Annotated in this window: 25 protein-coding genes and 1 other RNA gene; 16 read left to right on the top strand and 10 right to left on the bottom strand. The window is 56.0% G+C overall.

Annotated features, from left to right (window positions below):
* Nucleotides 1-105 precede the first annotated feature (105 nt).
* From cydP to M5C56_RS08710, 6 genes are all read left to right on the top strand, one after another.
* Nucleotides 106-303, top strand: a complete 198-nt coding sequence (gene cydP, locus M5C56_RS32475; RefSeq protein WP_103496172.1) for a cytochrome oxidase putative small subunit CydP — start codon at nucleotides 106-108, stop codon at nucleotides 301-303.
* The gene (locus tag M5C56_RS08730) at nucleotides 300-1,886 is read left to right on the top strand and encodes a cytochrome ubiquinol oxidase subunit I (RefSeq protein ID WP_103496162.1); all 1,587 of its coding nucleotides are present in this window, start codon (nucleotides 300-302) and stop codon (nucleotides 1,884-1,886) included. Before cydP ends, M5C56_RS08730 begins: the two co-directional genes overlap by 4 nt.
* An 11-nt stretch (nucleotides 1,887-1,897) precedes the next feature.
* Nucleotides 1,898-3,040 carry a cytochrome d ubiquinol oxidase subunit II gene (gene cydB / locus M5C56_RS08725; protein ID WP_103496163.1) on the top strand — a complete coding sequence of 381 codons (1,143 nt, stop codon included), beginning with the start codon at nucleotides 1,898-1,900 and terminating at the stop codon, nucleotides 3,038-3,040.
* 12 nt (nucleotides 3,041-3,052) lie between these two features.
* Nucleotides 3,053-3,169, top strand: a complete 117-nt coding sequence (gene cydX / locus M5C56_RS08720) for a cytochrome bd-I oxidase subunit CydX (protein ID WP_100939626.1) — start codon at nucleotides 3,053-3,055, stop codon at nucleotides 3,167-3,169.
* Nucleotides 3,159-3,446 (top strand): cyd operon YbgE family protein, encoded by a 288-nt coding sequence (locus M5C56_RS08715; RefSeq protein WP_247263099.1) that lies wholly within the window; start codon nucleotides 3,159-3,161, stop codon nucleotides 3,444-3,446. The genes cydX and M5C56_RS08715 overlap by 11 nt, the downstream gene beginning before the upstream one ends.
* Nucleotides 3,447-3,576: 130 nt before the next feature.
* Nucleotides 3,577-4,698, top strand: a complete 1,122-nt coding sequence (locus M5C56_RS08710) for a hypothetical protein (protein ID WP_103496164.1) — start codon at nucleotides 3,577-3,579, stop codon at nucleotides 4,696-4,698.
* 229 nt (nucleotides 4,699-4,927) lie between these two features.
* Here M5C56_RS08710 and M5C56_RS08705 read toward each other — a convergent pair whose 3' ends face one another.
* On the bottom strand, nucleotides 4,928-5,575 hold the full coding sequence (locus tag M5C56_RS08705; RefSeq protein ID WP_247263098.1) for an ATP-binding protein: 648 nt from the start codon (nucleotides 5,573-5,575) through the stop codon (nucleotides 4,928-4,930).
* 397 nt (nucleotides 5,576-5,972) lie between these two features.
* Between M5C56_RS08705 and M5C56_RS08700 the strand changes: the two genes are divergently transcribed.
* The 5 genes from M5C56_RS08700 to M5C56_RS08680 all read left to right on the top strand — a co-directional run bounded on the left by M5C56_RS08700 (nucleotide 5,973) and on the right by M5C56_RS08680 (nucleotide 12,636).
* Nucleotides 5,973-6,368, top strand: a complete 396-nt coding sequence (locus M5C56_RS08700) for a hypothetical protein (protein ID WP_247263097.1) — start codon at nucleotides 5,973-5,975, stop codon at nucleotides 6,366-6,368.
* Between the two features lie 439 nt (nucleotides 6,369-6,807).
* Complete coding sequence (locus tag M5C56_RS08695) at nucleotides 6,808-7,854, top strand: DNA cytosine methyltransferase (RefSeq protein ID WP_247263096.1); 1,047 nt, start codon at nucleotides 6,808-6,810, stop codon at nucleotides 7,852-7,854.
* Nucleotides 7,855-7,881: 27 nt separating this feature from the next.
* Nucleotides 7,882-9,750, top strand: a complete 1,869-nt coding sequence (locus tag M5C56_RS08690) for an ATP-binding protein (protein ID WP_247263095.1) — start codon at nucleotides 7,882-7,884, stop codon at nucleotides 9,748-9,750.
* Complete coding sequence (locus M5C56_RS32470) at nucleotides 9,732-10,853, top strand: ATP-binding protein (protein WP_247263094.1); 1,122 nt, start codon at nucleotides 9,732-9,734, stop codon at nucleotides 10,851-10,853. The genes M5C56_RS08690 and M5C56_RS32470 overlap by 19 nt, the downstream gene beginning before the upstream one ends.
* On the top strand, nucleotides 10,846-12,636 hold the full coding sequence (locus M5C56_RS08680; RefSeq protein ID WP_103496166.1) for a response regulator receiver domain: 1,791 nt from the start codon (nucleotides 10,846-10,848) through the stop codon (nucleotides 12,634-12,636). Before M5C56_RS32470 ends, M5C56_RS08680 begins: the two co-directional genes overlap by 8 nt.
* Before the next feature lie 611 nt (nucleotides 12,637-13,247).
* On the opposite strand, the gene M5C56_RS08675 is transcribed toward M5C56_RS08680, so the two are convergent.
* The 6 genes from M5C56_RS08675 to M5C56_RS08650 all read right to left on the bottom strand — a co-directional run bounded on the left by M5C56_RS08675 (nucleotide 13,248) and on the right by M5C56_RS08650 (nucleotide 20,807).
* Nucleotides 13,248-13,595, bottom strand: coding sequence for a hypothetical protein (locus tag M5C56_RS08675; RefSeq protein ID WP_103496167.1), 348 nt, complete (start codon nucleotides 13,593-13,595; stop codon nucleotides 13,248-13,250).
* A 532-nt stretch (nucleotides 13,596-14,127) separates the two neighbouring features.
* Nucleotides 14,128-14,519, bottom strand: a transfer-messenger RNA (tmRNA) gene (gene ssrA, locus M5C56_RS08670).
* 82 nt (nucleotides 14,520-14,601) lie between these two features.
* Nucleotides 14,602-14,874: a hypothetical protein gene (locus M5C56_RS08665; RefSeq protein ID WP_103494952.1), complete on the bottom strand. Its 273-nt coding sequence runs from the start codon at nucleotides 14,872-14,874 to the stop codon at nucleotides 14,602-14,604.
* A 125-nt stretch (nucleotides 14,875-14,999) separates the two neighbouring features.
* Nucleotides 15,000-17,816 carry an FAD-binding and (Fe-S)-binding domain-containing protein gene (locus tag M5C56_RS08660; protein WP_103494951.1) on the bottom strand — a complete coding sequence of 939 codons (2,817 nt, stop codon included), beginning with the start codon at nucleotides 17,814-17,816 and terminating at the stop codon, nucleotides 15,000-15,002.
* Between the two features lie 80 nt (nucleotides 17,817-17,896).
* On the bottom strand, nucleotides 17,897-19,042 hold the full coding sequence (lldD, locus tag M5C56_RS08655; protein WP_103494950.1) for an FMN-dependent L-lactate dehydrogenase LldD: 1,146 nt from the start codon (nucleotides 19,040-19,042) through the stop codon (nucleotides 17,897-17,899).
* Nucleotides 19,043-19,112: 70 nt separating this feature from the next.
* Nucleotides 19,113-20,807, bottom strand: coding sequence for a lactate permease LctP family transporter (locus M5C56_RS08650; protein ID WP_103494949.1), 1,695 nt, complete (start codon nucleotides 20,805-20,807; stop codon nucleotides 19,113-19,115).
* Between the two features lie 261 nt (nucleotides 20,808-21,068).
* Here M5C56_RS08650 and M5C56_RS08645 point away from each other — a divergent pair, with 261 nt between their 5' ends.
* Nucleotides 21,069-21,836, top strand: a complete 768-nt coding sequence (locus tag M5C56_RS08645) for a GntR family transcriptional regulator (RefSeq protein ID WP_103494948.1) — start codon at nucleotides 21,069-21,071, stop codon at nucleotides 21,834-21,836.
* Between the two features lie 33 nt (nucleotides 21,837-21,869).
* Here M5C56_RS08645 and smpB read toward each other — a convergent pair whose 3' ends face one another.
* Nucleotides 21,870-22,352: an SsrA-binding protein SmpB gene (gene smpB, locus M5C56_RS08640; protein ID WP_100939616.1), complete on the bottom strand. Its 483-nt coding sequence runs from the start codon at nucleotides 22,350-22,352 to the stop codon at nucleotides 21,870-21,872.
* 127 nt (nucleotides 22,353-22,479) lie between these two features.
* Here smpB and M5C56_RS08635 point away from each other — a divergent pair, with 127 nt between their 5' ends.
* Nucleotides 22,480-22,914, top strand: a complete 435-nt coding sequence (locus tag M5C56_RS08635) for a type II toxin-antitoxin system RatA family toxin (protein WP_103494947.1) — start codon at nucleotides 22,480-22,482, stop codon at nucleotides 22,912-22,914.
* A complete protein-coding gene (locus M5C56_RS08630) occupies nucleotides 22,907-23,221 on the top strand; it encodes an RnfH family protein (RefSeq protein ID WP_103494946.1) in 315 nt (104 codons plus the stop codon). The genes M5C56_RS08635 and M5C56_RS08630 overlap by 8 nt, the downstream gene beginning before the upstream one ends.
* 46 nt (nucleotides 23,222-23,267) lie before the next feature.
* Here M5C56_RS08630 and M5C56_RS08625 read toward each other — a convergent pair whose 3' ends face one another.
* Nucleotides 23,268-23,792: an outer membrane protein assembly factor BamE gene (locus tag M5C56_RS08625; RefSeq protein WP_103494945.1), complete on the bottom strand. Its 525-nt coding sequence runs from the start codon at nucleotides 23,790-23,792 to the stop codon at nucleotides 23,268-23,270.
* 97 nt (nucleotides 23,793-23,889) lie between these two features.
* On the opposite strand from M5C56_RS08625, the gene fur reads away from it, so the two are divergent.
* Nucleotides 23,890-24,297 carry a ferric iron uptake transcriptional regulator gene (gene fur / locus M5C56_RS08620; protein WP_103494944.1) on the top strand — a complete coding sequence of 136 codons (408 nt, stop codon included), beginning with the start codon at nucleotides 23,890-23,892 and terminating at the stop codon, nucleotides 24,295-24,297.
* Nucleotides 24,298-24,396: 99 nt separating this feature from the next.
* On the opposite strand, the gene recN is transcribed toward fur, so the two are convergent.
* Nucleotides 24,397-26,070 carry a DNA repair protein RecN gene (recN, locus tag M5C56_RS08615; protein ID WP_103494943.1) on the bottom strand — a complete coding sequence of 558 codons (1,674 nt, stop codon included), beginning with the start codon at nucleotides 26,068-26,070 and terminating at the stop codon, nucleotides 24,397-24,399.
* 242 nt (nucleotides 26,071-26,312) lie between these two features.
* Here recN and grpE point away from each other — a divergent pair, with 242 nt between their 5' ends.
* Nucleotides 26,313-26,879 (top strand): nucleotide exchange factor GrpE, encoded by a 567-nt coding sequence (gene grpE, locus M5C56_RS08610; RefSeq protein WP_103494942.1) that lies wholly within the window; start codon nucleotides 26,313-26,315, stop codon nucleotides 26,877-26,879.
* Nucleotides 26,880-26,924: the final 45 nt, after the last annotated feature.

Genomic DNA, 26,924 nt, shown 5'->3' with positions numbered 1-26,924 from the left:
AGTGTGACGTTTCGTCGCTCCCATCGAGGCCGAGAATATTGATCTGAGTCAAGGTTGGCCGTCTTCGCCGTCGGGACAATTCCGCCATCCCTGCGAGTGCCCATCATGCCAGGCCCCTTCGATTTTCTAAAAAAACCATTAATGAAGGAAATTGGCCTGATATTGCTTATCAAGCTCATCTTGTTGTTGGGGATCCGAAGCATCTGGTTCAGCGCTCCGGTCGAGGTCATGGATGACGGCGTCAAAGTAGGCCAGCACGTGCTTGGCCCCACTCCTACACCTCCGGAGAAGCCCCCCCAATGATCTCGGAATCAGTCGTCGACTTATCTCGACTGCAATTCGCTATGACGGCGCTGTATCACTTTCTGTTCGTCCCTCTGACCTTGGGTTTGACCTTCCTCCTGGCCATCATGGAGTCGGTCTATGTGATGACCGGCAAGCAGGTCTACAAGGACATGACCCGGTTCTGGGGCAAGCTGTTCGGCATCAACTTCGCCTTGGGTGTCACCACCGGCCTGACCATGGAGTTTCAGTTCGGCACCAATTGGGCGTACTACAGCCATTACGTCGGCGACATTTTCGGTGCTCCGTTGGCGATTGAAGGCTTGATGGCGTTCTTCCTGGAATCGACCTTTATCGGCCTGTTCTTTTTTGGCTGGGATCGCCTGAGCAAAGTCCAGCATCTGGGGGTCACCTGGCTGGTCGCGATCGGCTCGAACATGTCGGCATTGTGGATCTTGATCGCCAACGGCTGGATGCAAAATCCAATCGGGGCAGAGTTCAACTTCACCACTATGCGGATGGAGCTGACCAGTTTCAGCGCCTTGTTGTTCAACCCCGTGGCACAGGTCAAGTTCGTCCACACCGTTGCGTCCGGCTACGTGACCGGCGCGATTTTTGTCCTGGCCATTTCTAGCTGGTACCTGCTCAAGGGCCGCGATATCGGGTTCGCGCGGCGCTCCTTTGCCATCGCGTCGGCCTTCGGCATGGCATCGATTCTTTCGGTCATCATTCTGGGCGACGAGTCTGGGTATGAAATCGGCGATGTTCAAAAAACCAAGCTCGCGGCGATCGAGGCCGAGTGGGATACCGAGGCCGCACCTGCAGCCTTTACGCTGTTCGGGCTGCCGAATCAGGCCGAACAACGTACCGATTACGCGGTGAAGATTCCTTATGTCATGGGGATTATTGCCACGCGATCGCTAGACACACAGGTGACAGGCATCAAGGACCTGGTGGCCCAGCATCAGGTACGGATCCGCAATGGCATGGTTGCCTATGACCTGCTTCGGCAACTGCGCGCAGGGGATAAAAGCGAACAGACAGTCTCTGCCTTCAACGCCGTGAAAAAAGATCTGGGCTACGGTTTACTGCTCAAGAAATACACGGACAAAGTGGTCGATGCCAGCGACCAACAAGTCAAACAGGCTGCGCTGGACTCCATCCCCGGCGTATCTTCGATTTTCTGGACCTTTCGCCTGATGGTACTCAGCGGCTTCCTGATGCTGGCCTTGTTCGTCTGTGCGTTCTGGGCGTCTACCCGCAAGAACGAAATGAGCAAACCCTGGTTGCTCAAGTGGGCGCTGTTCAGCCTGCCGCTGCCGTGGGTCGCCACGCAAACCGGCTGGTTTGTCGCGGAGCATGGTCGTCAGCCCTGGTCTGTCGGCGAAATACTCCCGACCCATCTGTCCGCTTCAAGCATTTCGACCGGTGATGTCTGGGGTTCTCTGCTGGCGCTGGTCGCGTTTTACAGCGTGCTGTTGGTGATCGAGATGTACCTGATGATCAAGTTCGCCCGACTGGGTCCGAGCAGCCTGCATACCGGTCGCTATCACCTGGAACGCGAGGCATCACTCGCCCACGCCACACAGCCGGCCCTGGTCTGAGGAGCACAATGATGTTCGACTATGAAAGCCTCAAACTGATCTGGTGGGTACTGGTTGGCGTCTTGCTGATCGGCTTCGCCCTGACCGATGGTTTCGACCTCGGCGCCGCCGCGCTGATGCCCTTCGTCGGCCGCAACGATAACGAACGACGGGTGGTGATCAACACCATCGCGCCGCATTGGGATGGCAATCAGGTTTGGCTGATTACCGCCGGCGGTGCCTTGTTCGCCGCTTGGCCATTGGTCTATGCCGCTGCGTTTTCGGGCTTCTACTGGGCCCTGCTGCTGGTGCTGTTTGCCTTGTTTGTTCGCCCGGTAGGCTTCGATTATCGGAGCAAACTGAGCAACACCCGCTGGCGGCAAAGCTGGGACTGGGGCCTGTTTGTTGGCGGTGTGGTGCCTTCGCTGGTATTCGGCGTGGCGTTCGGTAACCTGCTCCTGGGCGTGCCCTTCCAGTTTGATGACACGCTGCGCTCCAGCTACCACGGTAGTTTCTGGCAACTGCTCAGCCCATTCGGACTGCTCGCCAGCGTCGTCAGCTTGAGCATGCTCTGCCTGCACGGCGGCACGTGGTTGATGATGCGTACGGAGGGAGATATTGCCCGGCGTTCACGCCGCGCTGCTCAGCTGTTCGCGGCGGTTTATCTGCTGGCCTTCATCGGTGCCGGTCTCTGGCTCTTGCTGGGCAGCATCGAAGGGCAAACCATCACCTCCGCCTTTGAGCCCGGCATGGCCCTGAATCCGTTGAGCAAGACCGTCGCCGCGAGCAACCTGGGCTGGATGGCGAACTACGGGAAATACCCGCTGACCGTCATCGCACCGGTAGTGGGAATAGTCGGGGCGTTGTTGGCCCTGCTTTCGGCCAGCGGCGGTCACAGTCGCTGCGCGTTCCTGGGCAGCAGCCTGGCCATCGTTGGCACCCTCTGCACCGCTGGTTTTTCCCTGTTTCCCTTTGTCATGCCGTCGAGTATCGACCCGGCCTCCAGCCTGACTGTATGGGATGCGGTTTCCAGCCGTATGACACTCAATATCATGCTGGTTGCCGCAACGATTTTCGTGCCGCTGATCCTCTGCTACACCCTTTGGTGCTACGCCAAAATGTGGGGCAAAGTGACCACCAAGCACATCGACGCCAACCCCCACGGCCTTTACTGAGGAGCGCACACTATGTGGTATTTTGCCTGGATCCTCGGCGTCTTATTGGCCTGTAGCTTCGGCATCATCAACGTCATGTGGCTCGAAGCCACCGACACGCTGGATAAGGAGTCCGCGGGTGACCGCTGAAGCCGCACCGCGGTTGCGACGAGCCAGCAGCAGGGTCTTGTCCCTGCTGCTGGCCGTTCCATTGAGCCTGATTCTACTGATCCACCCCATCACCATCCTCAACGCCCAAGGTCACTACAACCACAACCTGCTGATGCTGGTCATGTGGGGCGTGGCCGCAGGGTATGTGCACGGCGTGGGCTTCGACCCGCGTGCGCGAGTGTGGCAAGTGCTGTTTCATCCGCTCGTGGCCTGGGGGCTGATGACCTTGGGCTATGCGGTGATGTGGGTGCATTAGGGAAACTTGGATGGGCGCCGCCTTTTCCAGCCACCTTTTCCGCAGAACGAGGACCTGCTGGCCGTCCTGACGGGCTGATCTGCCGCGACACGGCGGGTGACCATCGTCAACCTGGCCATGGCCGCTGCTGATGCCCGGGGACCGTCGGCAGCCCCCGGCATTTTTGCTCGATACCGTGGAGCGCTTCCGGCTGGACAGGGAGATCAGGCGCTTCATCGAGCATCCCGAAGACGAGACGCCGGCAAAAGACGCCGATGTACAACGCTATCTGCAACAAGTGGGACTGCAACTGATCTGGCCCACTTCACGGGTATTGCAGTTGTTCGAAGCGGGAGCCGCCAACCGGGTCGAGTACCCGCAAGACAGCGCCGAGGACTTGCCGCGAATCTCGGTGAGCGAGGCTCAATTGATGGCCGGCGATCTGTGGATCAGTGTGCTGAATCATCTGGACGACGAGCAGATCAGGGAGTGGCTGGGGGGCGACTACGCCTCGGCCGCAGACCGCCTGTTGGCGTTGAGGCGCAAAGCTGGCGAAGCCCTTGCCCGGCGCAGGAACGAAGTGTTCGACATCTGTTATCAGTTTCGGCAGCAGTCGGGCGATCCCCGGGTGCGGCAGGTCAGAAGGTTCTTTGCCGATCTGCCGACCTCCATGGTACGAGAGCTGATCGCCCGTGCTGACGAGGACGAGCTTCGTCAGTTGTCCACGGCGCAGGTGGCACCCCCGCGGATGCTCCGGGATGCGCTGTGGTATCGCCAGCAGTTGCGCTTGAACCGCGCGTACGAGGGGCTCTACCTGGCGTCGGCGGCCGGAGAGGACAGCGATGTGCTGGTGCTGCACACCCTGGAAACCTTGCCTTGCTGGCCCGGCTGCATGCGCATCGAGGTGCGCCAGGACAGCCCCGCGGGGGCCTTGCTGGACAGCATCGGGCTTGAGCAGGCCGAGTTGCAGCGGGTGCTGGTACGGGCGGATGGGCGCTATCGGGTCTACAACGGCCTGGGCCAATCATTGGGTGAGGCCGTGGATATGGTCACGGCCTTGCGGGTGGCCCTGCCCAAGTCGGTGCGCAGGACACTGGACATGCCGCTTGAAGCCGATGCCAGTGTATTGAGGGCCCTGCTGGTCGATCACACGCCGTTGCCACGCGTGCGATTGCTCGCGGCGTTGGGAATGACTGCCGTATCGCCGCCGGTGGCGGCCATGGCAGGGCTGTCGCTGCCTTCGTCGGCCAGGGACTTGCCGTCGAGCAGGTAGCCGTCGTGAAGGGACTTCGGGCGGTTGGCGGTGGTGTTCCGGGCCCAGCGGTTGAACGGTACGAGCGCGCGGAAGGCCCGTTGATCGCCGTTCAGCAGGTAGTCAAGGTTGTAGTAGCTGTCGTCGACATCTGCTCCGATGTCGAGCTCCTATCGATCAAGCAAAAAAGTGATGCATTTATTTTCGAAAAAATAGATCCGTCACCTTTTCAGTCATGCTTGGCCCCTACTTAGTCCCTGCTTGGTCCCGAAAGAGGCCCGCTTTCAACGGCCCGCCGAATCACCCCCCTGAACTGGTTACCCTGCCGGTCGTCGTCCAGCCTGATCATTGACCAGGCGTCGATCGCGCGCGGGATGCCCGTGCCCAAACCGCGATAGGGGAGGATGTGCACAGCATGGGAGGTGAGCGTCGGGTTACGACGGTTGGACAGGCCGAATCGAATTTTCTCGGTATCGAGCACGTCAGGCAGGTGCCCGGGGCTGATCAGTTCGATGCGATCGGCGAAGATCATGATCCGGATCGAGGCGCTGACAAAGTAGTCGCGATGGATCAGGGCATTGACCAGCAGTTCTTCGAACACCTCCTCCGGCACTTCCAGCTGGCCGAGGGTATTGAAGCCCTGCTGGCGCTGCACATGGCGCAGTTTGCACTTGATGAAGGCCAGGCTGCGCCGGTAATGCTCCAGCAGGTTGCCGTCTATGTCTTCGCTGTCTAGATAGTGGCGGTCATGCAGCACCGTGCCCGGAAACGCCACGGCCTTGATATCGAACGCCGGGCACAGACGTTGTGGCGCCTGGCCGAAGAGCAGCAAACCGGCCAAATTGGGTGTGCCGCCATTGGCGAGCCCAAGATTTTCCAGGATGCGGATGGTTTCCAAACCTGTCTGTTCTGAGCTTTGTCGAAGCGTCTTTGGAAGTACTCGCCAAGCGCCTTGGCGTCGATATCTGGCCGGGGTAATCTGAATCAGTGTTTTAATTAATTGATTATTAAGATTTATGTTAATTTTTTATTTTGGCTGGAATGCCCATTGGAATACTTTGCGAAAAAGAGCATACCGTCTCAGCGCCAGTTTGTATTTGATTTGACAAATATGCAGATTCACGATGACTAATCTGCTTCGGGTCTACGATGAGCTGTGAATAGAGTCCTGCTATCGCAGCATAAGGCAAATCGGCCAGAATCCGCCGTAGTGACTAGACTTAAGAGTAAGAGCTATTGACATAGTATCGCTCGTCATAACGTCATCAAAAAAATTAAAAGCGAGGACTATAAAAATGTATTGGGTGGAGATTGAAGCAGACGGTAGATATATCTATGACGGGCAAGAATATCCTATCCCTGTCGATGATGTTCAGGAGTTTGAGAGTTATGAGTCTGAGCGCTTTGGTAACGATTGGGCAAAGATAGTTATCCCATTTTTACTTGAAACGGAACACGGAAATTTTAAATGGGAGATTGAAGTAATTGAATATTTAAAATTAAATGTGACGAGTTTTTTAGGTTTCTCTCTTAAAGAACTACCCAGTGAAATAATTCTTAAGGAAGAGGTGGTGTTTCGTCTTCAAGATGGTTGGCTTTCGTCTGATTCAATGCGTATCGAACAATGCCGGTTTAAATGCGCCCCTGGTAAATTAAAGGGGCGCGTATTAATATCGTCACAAGTGTGTTGAGCTTATTTGTGTGTGATTAGTGTATAGGTCTAAATTGATCCAGTGTTCATTGTTTGGAGAGCTTAAAAATATAGCAATATAAATCAGTGCAAAATTTTTTGCAGTCAATAAGTTTTATCGCCCTACCTATAGGAAATGTATCGCCTCGATTAATTTCGAGCAGGGGAAGTTCCGCAGCTTCCTTGAGAAATATATAGGTTTGCATGTACGAGTAAATAAGCTCGATTTTTTTACGTTTAATGGCAAAATAGGAGTATGGTAAAATTTGAGAAGTATTGAAAATGTTTTTTCCGAGAAGCTCGAGAAGCTCGACAAGCACCACTTTGAGAAAAGGAAGGCACTTAGTTAATATGCCCCATATTAAGGAGATCTTGGGTCAGCTAGAATTTTTGAACCTCTCTCATGAGAGTGTTAGGGCCATATTAGAATGTTAAGTTGTGTGGACCTTTTTGCAGGTGCGGGCGGATTTTCTTTGGCTGCACGGATGGCCGGCTTTAAAGTGAAAGCTGCCGTTGAGCTAAAAAAGCAGGCTTGCCTAACCTATCGACATAATTTATGTCCGAACGGGGAAACGACACTTTACGAAGGCGATATTTTAGATCTATCCCCTAAGACGATAGTCAATGATAATTTTACCGACATCCAGTGTGATCTGCTCCTTGGCGGGCCTCCATGCCAGGGTTTTTCTGTACACAGAATAAATAGTAGCGGCGTTTCTGATCCTAGAAATAAACTAATCTTAAGGTACTTTGAGTTTGTGAAGGAATTGCAACCCAAAGTCTTCCTAATGGAAAACGTACCGGGCCTATTGTGGGAGCGACATAAATCGTTCCTACAGGAATTTTATGATGCAGGTAAAAAATCAAAGTATAAAGTATTACCCCCAATAGTCTTGGATGCGAGAGACTTCGGTGTTCCGCAACGCAGAAAGCGTGTATTTATACTTGGGATTCGGCCTGATATCGACTTAGATATAGTTTGGCCGCCGAAGAGAACCCATGGAGATAAAAAAGACTTATTAAATAATCCCCACCTAAAGCCATGGGTGTCATGCCAATCTATATTTGATACGGCTACAACTAAAGATGATGAAAATGATGTGCATATGAATCATACTGAATCATTAATAAACGTTTTTAAGTCGACCCCTATCAACGGTGGTAGCCGCAAAGACTCCACTCGCATCTTACCTTGCCATACAAGTCATAATGGACACACCGACGTTTATGGGCGCATCGATCCCTCGCTACCTGGTCCTACGATGACAACAGCTTGTGTGAACCCCTCTAAAGGCCGTTTTGTACATCCAGTGGAGCACCATGGTATCACAGTGCGCCAGGCAGCACGATTTCAAACGTTTCCTGATTGGTTTGTATTCAAAGGCGGATTGATGGCTGCAGGGGAACAGGTCGGAAATGCTGTCCCTGTTGACATGGGAAAAGAAATAATTAGTGCGATAGCTAACGCTTTAAGCAACTATAAATAAGTCTGCGACCGGAGATGGAACCTCATTATGATCGAGTCTATTTCATTTAAAACTAGAGCCAGGACTGTTGATCACTTAGGGCGAGAACAGATTGCAGATTGCCCAACAGCTATATCGGAGCTTTGGAAAAATGCATATGACGCATATTCAAGGAAAGTCTCGCTTGATATATATCAAGACGACACTCCTATAGCAGCTCTTGTTGATGACGGTCACGGTATGAACAAAGAGGAGTTCATACAGAAATGGCTTGTTATTGGCACGGAGTCGAAAGCAACCGGCGAAGCAGCGGCGGATGATGATCGAAAGGGATTACTCCCGAGACCTCGACAAGGTCAAAAGGGAATTGGTCGGCTATCAGCAGCAGCTCTTGGTCCCTTACTTTTATTTGTTTCAAAAAGAAGTAAGTCTTCATTTGTTTTAGCGCTTATAGATTGGCGATTATTTGAAAACCCTTTCCTGTTGCTAGATGACGTACAAATACCCGTTCTGGAAATCGAACATAAAGAAGATATTCTCAAAAATATACCCGTAATGTTCGATCAATTGCTAGAGAATATTATAGGCACTGGTCCAGATGAAAGGCGAAACGAGCGAATATCTGACGCTTGGGAAAAGTATGATGCCATCGAAACCCGGGAAGGGTTGCCGAGCACTCGCTTATCAATTGAAAATATCATCATAACTACTGCTTTCTCTGACCGCCATTTTGAGCAGTGGCCAGTTTGGAATGGCAAGTCAGATAGTGGAACTGCTCTTTTAGTGTCGGATATATCCTTCGACTTGTACGCACAGTTAAACTCATCGGCCACGTCCTCATTAGAACAGCCAGAGCAGCAGGCTAAAGAAAGACTTTTTGAAACGTTATCTAATTTTACTGATCCATTTTCAGATGCCGACGATGTTGATAGTGGATTCAGTGTATCAGATTTTGAGTATTCTGTTACTGCCTGGCATGGTGCACTTCCGACCACGATAGTTTCTTCAGATAGATCTTTTGATTATGAAAATCTTGAAGATTTGGAACACATATTAGAGGGGCGATTTGATGAGTCTGGTATATTTCGCGGAAAAGCTAAAGTTTTCGGGAAGTGGCTAGATGAGCCTGTTTTGATACCACCAAAAACGCTCGGAGGAGTTCGCTCGGATACAAGAGTAGGTTCGTTTAGAATAAGGATTGGTACATTTGAAGTATTGCTTTCCAATACTTCTCATTCTGAAGAGGTTTGGTCAAAGTTAACCGCTCAAGCTGAGAAGTATAGCGGCTTTATGGTTTACCGGGATGGTTTGCGCGTCATGCCTTATGGCAGGGAAGACAATGATTTTTTTGAAATTGAGAAAAGGAGGTCAAATCATGCTGGCCGGGAGTTTTGGTCATACCGGAGGGTTTTTGGCCGAGTTGCTATTGCGAGAGCGCACAATCCAAACTTGAAAGATAAAGCCGGCCGCGAAGGTATTATTGATAATAAGGCTGCGAAAATATTTCGTGACCTTGTTGAAAACCTTCTAATGACTTCTGCGAGACGATACTTCGGAACTGACTCAAAAATCAGGCAAGCGGTGTTGCCCGAGATACAGCTTGGTAGGCAGCAGCAGAAAGCCGAAGAAGCGCAGAAAAATATAAGAAGTAGACAAAGAAAAGAGTTTCGCCAAAAGCTAAATCGTTTCATTCCTATCATGGATGTCATGTGCAACGAGCTTGAGCTAATTGCTGAACAAGCTAAAGTTAACAGTCTTCCAGATAACGAAGAAGGATTAATAAAGCTTAGAGAGGCTTTATTGGAAATACAATCGACAAGAAGCGATTTAACATTTGGCTCAGTCCCTAAAACTCTCGGGTCATTATCTAGCGACTATAAGTCATTTAGAAAAAAGCAGTGTATGCTAGCGACTTAATCAGCCAGCTCAACAGTTCGGTAATCTTAAGTCTGGAAAAAATCAGACCTCGCTCGCCACGTGATATTGCTTATTCTGAGCTTAGCAGACACGCTAACTCCATACAGCAAAGGCTTAGACGCTGGAACATTGAAGCAAAAAAACTTTTAGCGGAGGAATCGGAGCGCCTAGGAAACTTGATAGATGAACGTAGCAAACTCTATCACTCAGCGTGTTTGCCATACCTAGAACCGCTCACTGAAGGGGCCACCTCCTTATCTACGACATTGAACCAACTTGAAGTGGAAAGAGAAGCGCTAGATTCTGAAAACGAAGAAATTTTTACAGCATACATTTCTTCCTTACAAAGTTTACGAGACAGTGTAAACGTAGAGGCGATGGTGTCATTTTCTTTAGATCGTTATGAAGAGGCGACGAAAGAAATATCCCGTCTAAATGCATTGGCGCAGTTAGGGATCACTGTAGAAATTATAGGTCACGAAATCGAAGGTCTCGAACTATCAATAACAGAGGCTCTGCGCAGCTCACCTCACGATTTTAAGTGCACACCAAACTATAAAACAATTAGTCAGTCTCATGAAGAACTTATAGATCGCTTACGATTTCTTTCCCCGCTGAAGCTATCAGGTGAAAAAATCAGGACCTGGATCAGTGGGAAAGAAATATTTGAATACTCTAGTATGTTTTTGAGGAAAACGCTTGAGGCTTCAGGAGTGAAGTTGGTTGCAAGCCAAGATTTTTTGAGGTTTTCAGTCTTTGAACAGCAAGAAAGAATATTTCCAGTATTTATTAATATAATAAATAATGCGATTTATTGGTCCTCGCAGCAGCGTAGCGATCCTCCTGAAATACTTCTTGATGTAGTCGATGGTGAAGTATTGATCGCGGACAATGGACCTGGAGTTGAAGCTGATGATATCGATCGGCTATTCACTTTATTTTTTACAACGAAAATTAGAGGCGGCCGCGGAGTTGGACTTTACTTATGTCGAGCTAACCTAGCAGTTGGCGGCCACTCCGTGTTCTATGTGACAGATAAAAGCAAGTGTAAATTACCAGGAGCTAATTTCTTGATTAATTTTAAAGGAGTAAAATATGATTGAGAATATGCCGATAGCTTCTGCGCCACTAGTGCCGACTGAGATATATGAAAAGCTTATTGAGCAAGCCTATATTGACCCTATCAGGACGGTAATTGTTGTTGATGATGAGTTTCCGTCATTAGACAGTCTTATAGAAAAAGAACTTAACGGCGTTCGCCCATGGGCGGGAAGCGAAGGTGACGCTCGCAAAGTGAGCGAAATTTTAAGTTACTGCAGGAATCGAGATAGGCCATGGTTAGTAGATGTTCATGATGGGCGAGAGGTTTCTGTAAGAGGAGAGGAAAGGATTGCTCCGTATTTACATCATAGCGACTTAATGATCTTGGATTACCATCTAGCCGGGGACTCTGGTACAGGCGATCACGCTATTGGCATATTGCGCGATTTAGCCAGTAATGATCATTTTAATATGGTTATTGTATACACAAAGGGCGACAGCGACGCGATAGGGAATGTGTTTAGGCAGATTTCTTTAAGCTTAATGAGCGACGATGAGTCTTTAAGTGATATCCCACATTATCCAAAACAGCAAATCAATGAAGCAATTGCAGAGTGGGAGGATGACGATACGGAAATTGAGGCCAAGCTGCTATCAATTATATCTGATCAAACTTACCTAGAGGTCCGAAAAAGTAATTCTTGCAAAGAGTTACTTAAAATGCCTGAGTGGCAGCTCCTGAAAGAGCTACTCAAGACCGCACCAGCAAACAAAGTTGGTGACGCGCTCTGGGCCAAGTGGTTAATATCTAAAAAACATGATGTATTGAAGGAGCAGTTCTCGACAAGCGATTTGGGTGATATATCTTGGGTAAGAGAAAAAGCTTTTAATTGGCTGCGAACTGACAGACTTTTTGTTACGGTTATTAGTAAATCTCATGCCCCTAAAGATCTTCCGGAAATGCTCAAAGCAGCAATAATAAATTGGTGCCCATCCCCCCATCAGCTGCTTATGGCACGGATGAGAGCCCAGATGGATGAGCATGGTGTGTTAGCCGAATCTGGTGTTCTTCGAGATCGTTTACTTCAAGCAGGTTGGATGCGCCAACTCTTCAGTGAAAAATGCGTTGACCGAAAACAGACATTGAAGGGAACAGTCGACAAGCACTGGGAGGCGCTGGGAGATAACCTGCGCGCCAATATCGATAGCTATGCAGGAGAACTCACATCTCATTTAGACGAATTAGGAGAGGATGAAGTATTTAAACGCTTTTTTGGTCATATAAATTTAGCTACTCAAAACGATAAAATTTTAAAGCGGCTAAATACGCATGCTTGTATGAAGGCCCGATTCGAACACTCGCACCTGATGACTGGACATATTATAAAAATCGGGAGTGAGTTGTGGGCTTGCCTATCTCCCGCATGTGATCTAGTCCCAGGTCAGAAAAAGACGGGCTGGCAAGGACGATTGGGTGACTACTTACCGTTCAAAGCGGTGCTGCTTCATAAAGTGTCTGACGAAGCGGCCCTAGAGCAAGCCAATCAGAATATTTTTGTTTTTATTCCTACAGAAAAAGACGCGGATTGTTATTCAATCTATCCGATGGGTGAAGCGCATACAAACCCGCAATGGGAACAGTTGTTTGCGAAAAACTCCGGACGCTTCTCTGGCGAAAATGGGCATCTTGTTATTGGTAGGCTTAACGAGTCTGAAGGGGATCTGAAGTTTGAGAACTCTGGTGCCGAAGTTATTTGCCAGTTACGTTATGAATATGCTCTTAATCTGTTGCAGCGATTAGGTACAACCCTGACTAGGGTTGGGTTGGACTATCACTCAAGTTAATAGATCTCTCTGAATGGAGTATTATTCACCGCATACGCATCCGCGCATACGATGGGCATGATTCATGGAGAGGTAAAAAATGATGTGATTTTTGCCGTGTTGTTATTTAGATAGTCGCTTCAAGGCGAAGCGACTATCTTACATCTTAATATCTTTATGGTTTCAAGGAGCTGGCTGAAGCTTTGTTACAGAGAGCTAGTTTGGCACTTAAATACTGTTGCTTTTTTTCGGAAGAAACTCAGAGTTCAATAATGATCAATAACTCACGCCTTACTCTGCGGGTATCTACTTCTGACGGCGGCGTGTGAGGCGCTGAGACCTGGCGCGACGGCTCATCATATCGACGCAAAGCCGAAAGCATCACCGTCCAAGCGGTCCTCAGGAAGGATTTGAAGTTGGCTTTCTGCTGAGGTTGCAGCATATGCTGATCATGCGGCGTGACCCCGTCACTTCCCTAATCAACCCGCTTTGATGCCTGAGTCTGTAATTGACGTTTGAGATTTGCTTTTCCCGCCAAACCCTCCGATCAAGTGATCTTCGAAATGGGGACGGATCTATTTGTTGTCGGGCAATGACGGGGAGGCGTACCTCCCCTGGTACGGAAGTCCTCGTTAGCTTGTCGCTCCCTCTGGTGCTTCCTCTATCACCGAGTCCACCAACCCAAGCGCCAACTCGATCAGATGAACCACACCCATGCCCACCTTGCGGTTGGCGCCGGTGAGGTTATCGGCGTTTTCATAAGCAGTGGCCGCAGCGGATTCCAGAATTGAGCTGGCATTCACCAGCGCTTCTTCACGATTTTGAGCGGCAGTTATCTGGTGTCGTGCTGCCGTGACGCTTGCACGTTTCAACGTGCTGCCTTCCGGCAAATTGTAGTGAGCCAACGCCCGGTCAGCGGCTTGCGGGTCGATGATGCCTGGGTCGATTGAGACCGGCGGATTGGGTGTGATCTTGAACATCGCGGTAACTCCTAACGTAAGTGAGAGCCGCCAATATCACTGCTAAATGATGGGTGGCGGCCGTACGCAGGTTAGCAGACCGGTACGTTAGGAAACCGGCGCACCCGAAGATGCCCTGCGCACAGCCACCATAAAACTCCGGGCATGAAAAAGCGCCGGCTAGAGAGGTGGCGCTGTGCGCCTAACGGTTTCCGGGCTGCTAAACCCGATCACTGATTTGCAGTGATGGGTCGAAGACTAGTCAGCGGAATTGGCAGGCGCAAGCGAACGGGAGTTTCTAGGAAATTTCAGGCAAGGGAAAGGGAGTCGTCTTGCAGGGTGTGAAAAATTGAGCAGAGAGGGCGGGGGTTTTGGCTGGTTTGGGGGCAGGGAGAGATCGTGCGGAAGGGGGATTGGGGTTGTTGCGGCTGGCCTCTTCGCGGGCAAGCCCTGCTCCTACAAGGGGGGGCGAGTGGCGGCAGGGGTGGCTCGAAAAGTCAGGGAGCCCAGATGCAACGAAGCCCGCACAAGGCGGGCTTCGTTTTGCTTCGTTTGGTGGAGCCGGGGGGATTTGAACCCCCGTCCGCCAGTACTCCGCTGTCGGTACTACATGCGTAGCCGTGTCTATTAAGTTAACCCGCAGCGACCCGACGGGCAGGGTGCTTTGGGCGAGTTGTGTAAGTTTTAGCCGCTTCGTCCACAACGTACTGCACGGCGATTCTGTTCTATATGACAATCATTTTGGGTTTACAGACATCCCCTGATGATTGCTGGCACCGAAGTAGCCAGGAGGAAGGCTAGCGCCGCTTACGCAGCGAGAGCTTGTTCCCCGTAATGGTCGTCATTGGCAACTATAAGTAGTTGCAACAGTGGATTTACGAGTTCTGTTACCAACTCGGCATGCACCTAGAGTTTCGCGACCGGCGTCGAATCCTAAACGGCCCCGTGCCTGCTGTACGTAACCAGCAGGCCTGCGCAGTGTACGCCAATCTGGCTCGCAAGGCCATCCCGACGCACGGCTGGTTTACTAGCCGCCTTTCTGGCTGTTCTGGATTTCCAGAAGTGCCCGGTCGGTGATGGCAACGCAGTCGTCAGTGCCTTTTTCGGTTTTTTGCGCCTCGGCGGCCTTCGCCTGCTGGACGCTGGTGTCGAGGTTGGCCTGCTGGCTGGATCCCAACTGGGCTCTGGCGTTACTGAGGGTCTGCAGGTTGACCTGGCACTGATCCTTCGGCGAGGCAAACGACGGTGCGGCTAGGACGGAAGCGGTGACGAACAGGCCAAGCAGTACAGAACGGTTCATGTATATCTCCTTGAACTGAGTGATCCGATGTCATCGGTCACCAGCGCAGACTGTCGATTAGAAGAAGTCCCTTTTTCACGGGACTTGATCTGTGGACTGCGCTCGCTTGCCAAGGTTCTATTTTTTTATCCGTGCGCCGACCTGGCCCGGGTCACCCGATCCACCAGGTACACCAGCCCGTGGTAGTCGATCCCGCCATGCTGGCTCAGGCCGATCTCGCAGGTGCGGCTGGTGGAGATGCCCTCTTCGCAATACTGCACGGCATCCTTCAAGGTCCGCAGCGAGTGGGCATTGAGCTCCGGGGTGGTGAAACCCTTGTCGCCGGCAAAACCACAGCAGTGAATGCCTTCCGGAATCACCACGTTATGGCTGCAACGTCGCGCCAGGTCGATCAGTGCCTGGCTCTCGCCCAGGTGCTGGGTGCTGCAGGTCACGTGCACCGCAATCGGCGTGTCCTGCGGGGTGAATTCCAGCCGCTCCACTAAATGCGTGCGGATGAAGCGCACTGGATCGTAGAGGTCGAGGCGGGTGTCGCCCAGGTCCTGCACCAGACGCAAGGTGCACGGGCTGGTGTCGCAATAGATCGGATCGAGGCCGCCACGGCTGGCGTGCAGCAGCGCGCCAATCAACTCCTGGCGCTTGTGCTCGGCCTGTTCGACGTAGCCCTTGGAGGCAAACGGCTGGCCGCAGCAGAGCTGGTCGGTGTTGTCCGGGAACACCACCTGGTAACCGGCTTTTTCCAGCAGGCCGCGAGTCTTGTCCAGCAGCGACATCTGCTCCTTGTCACCCGCCGCCGGGCCCATCACCCGCGAGACGCAGGCGGCCAGATAAACCACCCGTGGTCGCTCGTCGCTGACCGCCGGACTGAAGCGCACCGCCCGCTCCGGTTGCGGCATGGCGCTGGTCCATTGCGGTACACGTCCCTTGGACAGGCGCGTCAGGCCCGACGACAGCTTCGCCAGGCGCGGTGCCCCGAGCAGCATGCGTGCGCCGTTGGCGACATGCAGGGTAAAGCGCGCCCCTTGCAAGACCGTGGCGAAATGGGTGCCGAGCCAGTCGGCGGCTTTTCCGTGTGTGGCGTGCTCGCCCCGCAGCTTCTTCACCAGCTCGCCGGTGTTGATGCCCACCGGGCAACGTTGCGCACAGAGCCCGGTCGCGGCGCAGGTGTCGATGCCCTGGTACTGATAGGCCGCCTCCAGTTCCGTGGTGTCCACCCCGGCGCGTTTTTTCGCCTGGATATCCCGCCACATCACGATCCGCTGGCGCGGGCTCAAGGTCAGGCCCTTCGACGGGCAGACCGGTTCGCAGAAACCGCACTCGATGCACTTGTCGACGATCTCATCGGCGGCAGGCAACGGTTTGAGGTGCTTGAGGTGAATCTGCGGATCGTCACTGAGCACCACGTCCGGGTTGAGAATGCCCTGGGGGTCGAGCAGGCGTTTGATGGCCCACATCAACTGGTAGGCGTCGCGGCCCCATTCCAGTTCGACAAAGGGCGCCATATTGCGTCCGGTGCCGTGCTCGGCCTTGAGCGAGCCGCCGAATTCGACGGCAACAAGGTGCGCGACGTCGTCCATAAATGCCTGGTAGCGGGACACCTCGGCGGCGCTGTTGAAGCCCTGGGTAAAGACGAAGTGCAGGTTGCCTTCCAGGGCATGGCCGAACAGGATCGCCTCGTCGTAGTGGTGCTTGTCGAACAGGGCGATCAGGCGGTTGACGCCGATGGCCAGTTGTTCGACCGGGAAGGTCACGTCCTCGATGATCACCGTGGTGCCGGTCTTGCGCACGGCACCGACGGCAGGAAAGGTGTCCTTGCGGATCGCCCAGAGCCGGGCGTTTTCGGTCGGGTCTTCGGTGAAGTCGACCTGTTTTTCCACCGGGAAGGACGTCAGCGACGTCATGATCTGCCGCAGTTGTTCCTGCAACAGCGACGAGGACGCGGCACGGGATTCGATCAGCAGGGCGCAGGCGCCGTCGGACAGTTCGCGCACGAACGCCGGCATGCCCGGTTTGTCCTGTACCGAACGCATGCTGCGGCGATCGAGCAGCTCCACGGCGGACACCGGCTGGCTTTTCAGTACGGTGACGGCGGTGCAGCAGGTCTCCACATCGGGGAAGACGATCAGTGCCGACGCCTTGTTCGGGTGATCGATCACCGTGTCGTAGGTCACTGCGCTGATAAACCCGAGGGTGCCTTCGGAGCCCACCAGCAGATGACTGAGAATCTCCAGCGGCTCATCGAAATCCACCAGGGCGTTGAGGGACAGGCCGGTGGTGTTTTTCAGCCGGTACTTGTGCCGGATCTTGGCGGCCAGTTCGCTGTTGGCGCGGGTTTCCCGGGCCAGTACCGAAAGCTGATGGAGCAGCGGGCCATGGCTCTGGTGAAAGGCCGCGACGCTGGCCGCATCCTCGGTATCCAGACGACTACCGTCGGCGAGGATCAGGCGCATCCCGGCCAGGGTGTGATAGGTGTTCTGTGCGGTGCCGCAGCACATGCCGCTGGCATTGTTGGCGACGATGCCGCCGATCTTGCAGGCGTTGATCGAGGCCGGGTCCGGGCCGATCTTGCGCCCGAACGGTGCCAGCCAGGCATTGGCCTGGGCGCCAATAACCCCGGGTTGCAGGCGGATCCGCGCACCTTGATCGCGAATCTCCCGACCGTTCCAGTGGTCGCCCAGTACGATCAGCACCGAGTCGCTGATGGCCTGGCCCGACAGGCTGGTGCCGGCCGCGCGGAAGGTCACCGGAACCTGGTCGCGGCTCGCCAGTTTGAGCAGGGCCACCACTTCATCTTCGGACTCGACGCGGATCACCAGCTTGGGGATCAGTCGATAGAAGCTGGCGTCGGTGCCGAAGGCCAGGGTCGAGAGCGGGTCGTCGAAACGGCGCTCGCGGGGGATCAGGCGTTCGACCGCGTGGAGGAACGGGTGGGGCAGGCTCATGCAAACTCCTCACGGGGTCGCGGCGTCTGTTGCGCGACGTGCCCCGTTCAATCAGGCGGTGATTCGTTTGGGCGCGATGTTCAGGCGCCCAGTTCACGAACCAGCGAATCACGGTTGATCTCGCTGATGGACTTGGCGCCGGTGAGCACCATGGCCACGCGCATTTCCTTCTCGAACAGGTCCAGCAGATTCTTCACGCCCGCTTCACCGGCGACGGCGAGTGCGTAGAGGAACGCGCGGCCGATCAGTACGGTGTCGGCGCCCAGGGCGATCATGCGCACCACGTCCAGACCGCTGCGGATGCCGGAGTCGGCGAGGATCTTCAGGTCGCCTTTCACCGCATCGGCGATGGCCGGCAGGGCGCGGGCGCTGGACAGTACGCCGTCGAGCTGGCGACCGCCATGGTTGGAGACCACGATGCCGTCGGCACCGAATTTCACCGCGTCCCTGGCATCCTGCGGATCGAGAATACCCTTGATGACCATCGGCCCTTCCCAGAACTCGCGGATCCACTCCAGGTCCTTCCAGGAAATCGACGGGTCGAAGTTGTTGCCCAGCCAGCCGATGTAGTCGCCCAGGCCGGTCGGGTTACCGCGATACTTTGAGATATTGCCGAGGTCGTGGGGCTTGCCCATCAGGCCCACGTCCCAGGCCCACTGCGGGTGAGTCATGGCTTGCCAGACCCGCCGCAGCGGCGCGTTCGGGCCGCTCATCCCGGAATGCGCATCCCGGTAGCGGGCGCCCGGCACCGGCATGTCCACGGTAAAGACCAGGGTGGTGACACCCGCTGCCTTGGCGCGCTCCAGGGCATTGCGCATAAAACCGCGGTCCTTGAGTACGTACAGCTGGAACCACATGGGGCGGCTGATGGCCGGGGCCACTTCCTCGATCGGACAGACCGACACGGTCGACATCGTAAAGGGAATGCCCTTGGCCGCCGCCGCGCGGGCCGCCTGAACCTCGCCGCGACGGGCATACATGCCGGTCAGGCCGACGGGCGCCAGGGCCACCGGCATGCTCAAGGTCTCATTGAACAGCCGGGTTTCCAGGCTCAGCTCGGACATGTTCTTCAGCACGCGCTGACGCAGGGCGATGTTCGCCAGGTCCTCGACGTTATGACGCAGGGTGTGTTCGGCGTAGGCGCCGCCGTCGGCATAGTGGAACAGGAACGGCGGCAGTTTGCGTTGGGCCGCTGCGCGGTAATCGGTAGAGGCGGAAATAATCATGGGGGCTCGCAGCCTTGGTTGAAAGGGAACGGTTGCCGGGGGCTTCGACAGGCCCCCGGCCCTTGTCACTTTAGTGCACCAGCATGCCGGTAAAGATATAGGCCTGGGCCAGGGTGATCAGCCCGACAATGGTGGCGAAGAACAGGCTGTGCTTGAGGGTGAAGCGGAACAGATCCGACTCCTTGCCCACCAGGCCGGTGGCGGCGCAGGCCACGGCGATCGATTGCGGGGAGATCATCTTGCCGGTTACGCCGCCGCTGGTATTGGCCGCCACCAGCAGGGTGTCGCTGACGCCGATCTGGTGTCCGGTGGTGGCCTGCAGGGAGCTGAACAGGGCGTTGGACGAGGTATCGGAACCGGTGAGGAACACCCCCAGCCAGCCGAGGAACGGCGAGAAGAACGGGAACGCGGCGCCGGTCGCGGCCAGGACCAGGGCCATGGTCGAGGACATGCCCGAGTAGTTGGTGACGAACGCGAAAGCCAGCACCATGCCGATGGACAGGATCGGCCAGCGCAGCTCGTACAGGGTTTCTTTAAAAGTGGTCAGACCAGTTTTGATATCGATTTTCAGGATCAGCATCGACACCAGGGCGGAGAAGAAAATCGCCGTGCCGGTGGCCGCGATCGGGTCGAGCTTGAAGATCGCTGCAATCGGCGTGGGCGCCGCGACGATCGGCGCGGTCTTGATCACCAGTTGGTCGAGGTGCGGGATGGCAAAGCTGAACACCGTGCCGTACATCGCGCCGCCAGTGGCGAACAACGCCTTGAACGACTTCAGGGTCCAGATCGTCACCAGCACGGTGAGGATCAGGAACGGCGACCAGGCCTTGAAGATCTGGCCCAGGCTGTAGGGCGAGGCGAGGCTGCTGCGCGGCTGGCCGAAACCGCCGGCGCTGGCGGTGCTCAACACGCCCGCGGCGGCGCCGGCGATCTGCGCGCCTGCGGTGCGCTTGGGTTGCCAGATTTTCAGGAACAAGGTCAGGGAGACCAGGCTGACCAGCGCCGAGGTGATGTCCGGCAGTTCCGGGCCGATGAAGTTCGAGGTGAAGAACTGGGTCACGGCAAAGCTCAGGCCGGCCACCAGGGCCGCCGGCCAGGTTTCCCGCACGCCGCGCAGGCCGTCCATCATGAACACTAGCCAGAACGGCACGAACAACGACAGCAGCGGCAGTTGGCGACCGGCCATGGCGCCGATCTTGAACGCGTCGATGCCAGTGACCTGGCCCGCAACGATGATCGGGATACCGAGGGCACCGAAGGCCACCGGTGCGGTGTTGGCGATCAGGCACAGGCCGGCGGCATAGAGCGGGTTGAAGCCCAGGCCGACCAGCAGGGCGGCGGTGATCGCCACCGGGGCGCCGAAGCCGGCGGCACCTTCCAGGAAGGCGCCGAAGCAGAAGCCGATCAGCAGCACTTGCAGGCGCTGGTCATCGGTAATCGACAGCACCGAACTGCGGATGATTTCGAACTGGCCGCTCTTGACCGTCAGTTTGTAGAGGAACACCGCCGCCACGATGATCCAGGCAATGGGCCACAGGCCGTAGGCAAATCCGTAGCCGGCGGCGGCGAGCGCCATGTCGACCGGCATCTTGAAGGCGAAGATCGCCACCAGGATCGACAGCGCGAGAGTGATGCTGCCCGCCACATGACCCTTGAGGCGAAACACCGCCAGGGCCAGGAAGAAGAACACGATGGGAATCACGGCCGCGAGAGCGGACAGGCCGAGGCTGCCGAGAGGGCTGTAGAGCTGTTGCCAGGTTTGCATAGTGGGGTGGCCCCTAATTGTTGTTGGTCAGGCACTGATGGGGATTTGGATAATTGGTAATACCAATTTACAATCGCCGGACGCTAGGTTAAAAGCCTTGTTAGGGATGTGTCAATTTGCCGCCCTGAAACTTTCGTCTGATAGGTGGTCGGCGAGAGGGCTGAGCAGGTGATTTATGTCGTGTCTGGCAGGTGCTGGTCGTGCCTCGATAGGCCAGAATAGGCAGTCCCGGCAAGGGTTCGGGATGGTGAGGAGTGAGTGATGGGGTTTGATCAGGTTCGTCAGCGCCGTTTGTCTGACGATATTGTCCAGCGGTTGGAGGAGATGATCCTCGAGGGCACGCTCAAGGCCGGCGAGCGGCTGCCGGCCGAGCGCGCGCTGGCCGAGCAGTTCGGTGTCTCACGGCCGTCGCTGCGCGAGGCAATCCAGAAACTGGTGGCCAAGGGGCTGCTGGTCAGTCGCCAGGGCGGTGGCAACTATGTGGTGGAGTCGCTGGGTTCGACCTTCAGTGACCCGTTGCTGCATCTGCTGGAAAGCAATCCGGAGGCCCAGCGTGACCTGCTGGAGTTTCGTCATACCCTGGAGGCGTCTTGCGCGTATTACGCGGCATTGCGGGCGACCGAGGCGGATCGGGAGCGCTTGCGGGTAGCCTTTGAGCATCTGCAGAGTTGCTATGGGCGGGCGGATGAGGTGAGCCGGGCGGAGGAGGGCGCGGCGGACGCGAGTTTTCACCTGGCGATTGCCGAGGCGAGTCACAACGCGGTGTTGCTCCATACCATCCGCGGCTTGTTCGATCTGCTCAAGCGCAATGTGGTGACCAACATTGGCGGCATGTACAAGCAGCGCAGCGAAACCCGGGACATGCTGATCAACCAGCACCGCGAGCTGTACCTGGCGATTATCGAAGGGCGTGCCGAAGACGCGCGAGCCGTATCCAGCCGGCACATTCTGTATGTGCAGGAGGTGCTGGAGGAAGTGCGCCAGGAAGTGCAGCGGGTGGCGCGGGCGGAGCGGCGCAAGGGGTTGTAAGCGTGGCGAGGGGTTGCCCCCCTCGCCACGGGCTCAATCTTCCTTGCCCTTGTTGCGCACCGCGCGCTGCAAGTCCCGATTGGCATCGCGCTCGCGCTCGGTATCGCGCTTGTCGTATTCCTTCTTGCCCTTGCCCAGGGCGATCTCGCACTTGACCAGGTGCTTGCTCCAATACAGCGACAGGCAGACACAAGCATGGCCTTTCTGCTGCACGGCCGCATGGATCTTTTCCAGCTCGCGCTGGTTGAGCAGCAGCTTGCGCGTGCGCGTCGGGTCGGCAATGACGTGGGTGCTGGCGGTCGTCAACGGCGTGAAGTGGCTGCCAAACAGCCAGGCCTCACCGTTCTTGAGCAGCACATAACTGTCGACCAGTTGTGCCTTGCCTGCACGCAGACTCTTTACTTCCCAGCCGGCCAGGACCAGACCAGCCTCGAACCGTTGTTCGACGAAGTAATCGTGGCGCGCCTTTTTATTTTGCGCGATGGTCCCTGTGGGGTGCTTCTTCTGTTTAGCCATAGGGGCGGCATTATAGGGAGTTGCGCGTCACTCGGCTACGGTGAAGCTGCGTGCTTGAGCGCGTAGGATGAATCCCGGACAATGCGCGCACTTTTGTTTGCCGCCCAGCTGTGGAATCAACGCTGACATGACGACCCATATTCAACGTTCGGCCTTGCTGCCTTACCCGGCACAGGCGCTTTATGACCTGGTGAACGACGTGGCGCGTTACCCGGAGTTCCTGCCGTGGTGTTCGACGGCCCAGGTGCTGGAAAGCTCGGAGGTGCACATGCGTGCCACGCTGGGGGTAGCCAAGGCGGGCTTGAGCCAGCATTTCGTCACCCGCAATACGCTGCTGCCGGGGCACTCGATTGAAATGAACCTGGAAGAGGGGCCGTTCACTCAGTTGCACGGTGTCTGGGTGTTCAAGCCCCTGGGGGAGAAAGCCTGCAAGATCAGCCTGGACATGACCTTCGATTACGCCGGGCCCCTCGTGCGGGCAACCCTGGGGCCGCTGTTCAATCAGGCGGCCAATACCCTGGTGGATGCCTTCTGTCAGCGGGCCAAGCAACTCCATGGTTGAGCCCATGATCGCGATAGAGGTGGTTTACGCCGATATCGGGCGTCAGTGCCTGCAGGCGGTTTCAGTGCCGGCGGGAACGACGTTGCGGGCGGCGGTGCGCCTGTCTGGGATCGCCGAGCAGTTTCCCGGGCTGGATATAGCAAGCTGTCCGCTGGGGATTTTCGGCAAGGCGATCGCCGATGCCGATAGCCGCACGGTGGAGGAGGGCGATCGCATCGAAATCTATCGTCCCTTGCTGGCCGATCCCAAGGAAGTCCGGCGCCTGCGTGCGGAAAAAGCGGCCAAGGCCAAGGCGCAAAACCTGTAGCCAAAAAAAAGCCCGGACATGCCGGGCTTTTTTTTGTACCGCCGTTTTACTGCGGCGTGGTGTCCAGCGGTTGCGGCGTCGGAACCGGTACGGCTTTTACGCCGTCGACATCCTTCTGGATCTGGTCCAGCAGCGAACCCGGCTTGACCGGCTTCTCAGGTTGCGGCTTCTCGGCATTCTGCGCCGGAGCGTTCACTTGTGTGCCGTCCTTGCCCAGGATCGCTTCGTCACGGCTTACGCCGGGCTTGAAGTCGCCGGACAGGCTGGCGAGTTGATCATTGGCATTGAAGATCAGGCTGACACGCTCCTGTTGGCGTTCACCGCCGCCGGGCTGCAGGCTATACAGGTAATCCCAGCGATTGGGGTGGAATGTGTCGACCAACAGAGGGTTGCCCATGATAAACCTTACTTGCTTGCGGGTCATTCCCGGGCGCAACTGGTCTATCATGTCCTGCGTGACGACATTGCCCTGTTGGATGTCGATTTTGTAAACCCCGGGGAATGAACAACCGGCGAGTGCGAGCAGTCCCACTAAGGTAAAACTGGTTAGCAACAGCTTGGTGTTTTGCATCGGTGGGCGACTTCCACTATCTTGGCTGGGACAACGTAAACCCCGATCATACCCGTATTAAGAGAAGCTGCGAAGCAGCATCGCGAGAAAGCTGACCATGGTTGAAAATAGCGAACTACGTAAAGCCGGCTTAAAAGTGACTCTGCCACGGGTCAAGATTCTGCAAATGCTTGATTCCGCCGAGCAGCGTCACATGAGCGCCGAGGATGTCTACAAGGCGCTGATGGAAGCGGGCGAGGATGTTGGCCTGGCAACGGTCTACCGTGTACTGACCCAGTTCGAAGCGGCCGGGTTGGTGGTTCGCCACAATTTCGATGGCGGCCATGCGGTCTTCGAGCTGGCGGACGGCGGGCACCACGATCATATGGTCAACGTGGATACCAGTGAGGTGATCGAATTCACCAGCCCGGAAATCGAGAAGCTGCAGAAGGCTATCGCCGAAGAGCACGATTTCGAGCTGGTGGACCACAATCTGGTGCTGTACGTACGTAAAAAGAAAAAATAAGTCTGTCGCGGATACCGGTTCGCGAAGCGAACAAAGGCGACCCTAGGGTCGCCTTTGTGTTTTTTGTTGCCGGATTTTTCCGGGTGTCGATATCCGGACTCAGGCTTTGGCCGTGATCACCATCTTTTTCGCGTGGGCCAGGGACTCCTTGGTCAGGTCGATGCCCCCGAGCATGCGCGCGACTTCTTCGATCCGTTCAGCCTTGCTCAGTTTCGAGACTGCCGTACGGGTGGCATCGCTGCCACGCATCTTGTGCACAAATAGATGGTGGTGCCCTTGCGCCGCTACTTGCGGCAGGTGCGTGACGGTCAGTACCTGCCCGCGCTCGCCGAGGCGACGCAGCAGTTGACCGACGATCTCGGCGGTCGGGCCGCCGATACCCACGTCCACTTCGTCGAACACCAGGGTCGGGATGCGCGAGGTCTGTGCGGTGATGACCTGGATCGCCAGGCTGATCCGTGACAGCTCGCCCCCCGAGGCCACCTTGGCCAGGGCCTTGAGCGGCTGACCGGGGTTGGCGCTGACCAGCAATTCGACCAGTTCAAGGCCATAAGGCAGCGGTTCGTTGCTGGTGTTGGCGTGCAGTTCGATGCTGAAGCGCCCTCCGGGCATGCCCAGGCGCTGGATTTCCTGTTCCACGGCATTGGCGAGGCCAGTCGCCGCTTGATGACGTAGATCACTAAGTTCCCGTGCCCGTTCCTGATAGTGTCGGGCATAAGCCGCGAGTTCTTCGGTGAGGCGCTCGATGGCTTCGTCATTGGCATTGAGGGTTTCGATTTCATCCAGCAGCTTTTGCTGGAGGGTCGCTACCTCCGTTGGCTGGATGCGGTGCTTGCGCGCCAGGGTGTAGATCGCGTCCAGGCGCTCCTCCAGCTGTTGCAACCGGGCCGGGTCGGCGTCGAAGTGATCGAGGAAGCGGTTCAGTTCGCCGACGGCTTCCTCGACCTGGATCTGCGCGCTGGCCAGCAGGTTGGTGGCTTCGCCCAGTGAGCCGGAGCCGTTGCTGACGCTGGACAGGCGATTGAGGCTCGCGGTCAGGGCATTGAGCACATTGCCCGAGTCGCTTTCGCTGCACTGTTCCACCACTTGGCGGCAGATGCCGAGCAGGGTTTCGGCGTTGGTCAGGTTCTTGTGTTCCTGCTCCAGGTCCCCCAGCTCGTTTTCCCCCAGGCCGAGGTTCTCGAGTTCTTCGAGCTGGTAGCTGAGCAGTTGGTGGCGGGCGCGCTGTTCGTCGCCGGAATTGGAGAGGCGCTCCAGTTCCTGGCGGGTCTGGCGCCAGCGCTGGGCGGCAAGCTGTACCTGGCGGGCGAGGTCGGTGGCGCCGGCGTATTCGTCGAGCAGTCGGCGATGGGTGTCGGTTTTCAGCAGGGACTGGTGTTCGTGCTGGCTGTGGATGTCGATCAGCAGTTCGCCGAGGGCCTTGAGGTCGCCCTGGGGGCAGGGCGAACCGTTGATATAGCCGCGCGAGCGACCTTCGGCGGTAATGACCCGGCGCAGGATGCACGGACCGTCGTTGTCGAGGTCGCGTTCGGCGAGCCAGGCCCGGGCCTCGGGTATGTCTTCGAGGTCGAAGGTGGCGAGGATATCGGCCTTGTCCGCGCCGGGGCGGACCACGCCGCTGTCGGCGCGATCGCCCAGGGTCAGCCCGAGGGCGTCGAGCATGATCGACTTGCCGGCGCCGGTTTCGCCAGTGATTACGCTCATCCCGCGATCCAGTTCCAGATCGAGATGTTCGACGATTGCGTAGTTATGTACGGACAGGTGCACCAGCATGAAGGCCGCTCCCAGGCTTTAGGTCTGGTTATTTATACAGTGTTTTGATTTGCGCTGACAATGCTTGCCCTTAGTTCGATTGGCTTGAATGTCGGGGTTTCTTAGCGCGATCTGTAATCGCGCGCGGATGGACCGGGGTGCGATTGCCGCGCTGGCGGCCCTTGAACCTGGAAATTGCGACCCCATATATCGGGGCAGAAGCGCGAGTCGAGCTCGCAGACGATATTGAAAGGAGGTTTTTTATGGCTGACGAACAGACTCTGGATTCGCAAAATCAGGAAGCCGGCTCGGCCGCACAGGCTCAGGGCGACGATCTGGCTACCCGCGTCCAGGTGCTCGAAGAGCAACTGGCAGCGGCGCAGGATCAAGGGTTGCGTGTCGCGGCCGACCTGCAGAACATCCGCCGGCGTGCCGAGCAGGATGTGGAAAAAGCGCACAAATTCGCCCTGGAGAAGTTTGCCGGCGACCTGCTGCCGATCATCGACAGCCTGGAGCGCGGCCTGGACCTGTCCAACCCGGACGATGAAAACATCCGGCCGATGCGCGAAGGCATCGAGCTGACCCTGAAGATGTTCCAGGACACCCTCAAGCGTTATCAGCTGGAAGCCATCGACCCCCACGGCGAACCCTTCAACGCCTCCCTGCACCAGGCCATGGCCATGCAGGAAAGCGCCGAGGTCGAGCCCAACAGCGTGCTGAAGGTGTTCCAGAAAGGCTATCAACTGCACGGTCGCCTGCTGCGCCCGGCGATGGTTGTGGTCAGCAAGGCGGTGGCGCCGGTTTCGCCGACGATCGACGAGCAGGCTTGAAATCGGCTGCAAGGCCCCCCATCTACAAGTCAAGCGTTTAAGTGC

Origin of the sequence: Pseudomonas sp. MWU13-2862, from assembly GCF_023242495.1 — a bacterium.
GTDB classification, from domain to species: Bacteria; Pseudomonadota; Gammaproteobacteria; order Pseudomonadales; family Pseudomonadaceae; genus Aquipseudomonas; species Aquipseudomonas gingeri_D.
The sequence above is the reverse complement of the archived record's forward strand: the minus strand, read 5'-3'. Positions and strand labels throughout refer to the sequence as shown.

Coding starts and splice junctions, on each gene's coding strand:
- cydP (WP_103496172.1), top strand. CDS start 106: ATGCCAGGCCCCTTCGATTTTCTAAAAAAACCATTAATGAAGGAAATT.
- M5C56_RS08730 (WP_103496162.1), top strand. CDS start 300: ATGATCTCGGAATCAGTCGTCGACTTATCTCGACTGCAATTCGCTATG.
- cydB (WP_103496163.1), top strand. CDS start 1,898: ATGTTCGACTATGAAAGCCTCAAACTGATCTGGTGGGTACTGGTTGGC.
- cydX (WP_100939626.1), top strand. CDS start 3,053: ATGTGGTATTTTGCCTGGATCCTCGGCGTCTTATTGGCCTGTAGCTTC.
- M5C56_RS08710 (WP_103496164.1), top strand. CDS start 3,577: ATGCCCGGGGACCGTCGGCAGCCCCCGGCATTTTTGCTCGATACCGTG.
- M5C56_RS08700 (WP_247263097.1), top strand. CDS start 5,973: ATGTATTGGGTGGAGATTGAAGCAGACGGTAGATATATCTATGACGGG.
- M5C56_RS08690 (WP_247263095.1), top strand. CDS start 7,882: ATGATCGAGTCTATTTCATTTAAAACTAGAGCCAGGACTGTTGATCAC.
- M5C56_RS08680 (WP_103496166.1), top strand. CDS start 10,846: ATGATTGAGAATATGCCGATAGCTTCTGCGCCACTAGTGCCGACTGAG.
- M5C56_RS08675 (WP_103496167.1), bottom strand. CDS start 13,595: ATGTTCAAGATCACACCCAATCCGCCGGTCTCAATCGACCCAGGCATC.
- M5C56_RS08665 (WP_103494952.1), bottom strand. CDS start 14,874: ATGAACCGTTCTGTACTGCTTGGCCTGTTCGTCACCGCTTCCGTCCTA.
- M5C56_RS08660 (WP_103494951.1), bottom strand. CDS start 17,816: ATGAGCCTGCCCCACCCGTTCCTCCACGCGGTCGAACGCCTGATCCCC.
- lldD (WP_103494950.1), bottom strand. CDS start 19,042: ATGATTATTTCCGCCTCTACCGATTACCGCGCAGCGGCCCAACGCAAA.
- M5C56_RS08650 (WP_103494949.1), bottom strand. CDS start 20,807: ATGCAAACCTGGCAACAGCTCTACAGCCCTCTCGGCAGCCTCGGCCTG.
- M5C56_RS08645 (WP_103494948.1), top strand. CDS start 21,069: ATGGGGTTTGATCAGGTTCGTCAGCGCCGTTTGTCTGACGATATTGTC.
- smpB (WP_100939616.1), bottom strand. CDS start 22,352: ATGGCTAAACAGAAGAAGCACCCCACAGGGACCATCGCGCAAAATAAA.
- M5C56_RS08635 (WP_103494947.1), top strand. CDS start 22,480: ATGACGACCCATATTCAACGTTCGGCCTTGCTGCCTTACCCGGCACAG.
- M5C56_RS08630 (WP_103494946.1), top strand. CDS start 22,907: ATGGTTGAGCCCATGATCGCGATAGAGGTGGTTTACGCCGATATCGGG.
- M5C56_RS08625 (WP_103494945.1), bottom strand. CDS start 23,792: ATGCAAAACACCAAGCTGTTGCTAACCAGTTTTACCTTAGTGGGACTG.
- fur (WP_103494944.1), top strand. CDS start 23,890: ATGGTTGAAAATAGCGAACTACGTAAAGCCGGCTTAAAAGTGACTCTG.
- recN (WP_103494943.1), bottom strand. CDS start 26,070: ATGCTGGTGCACCTGTCCGTACATAACTACGCAATCGTCGAACATCTC.
- grpE (WP_103494942.1), top strand. CDS start 26,313: ATGGCTGACGAACAGACTCTGGATTCGCAAAATCAGGAAGCCGGCTCG.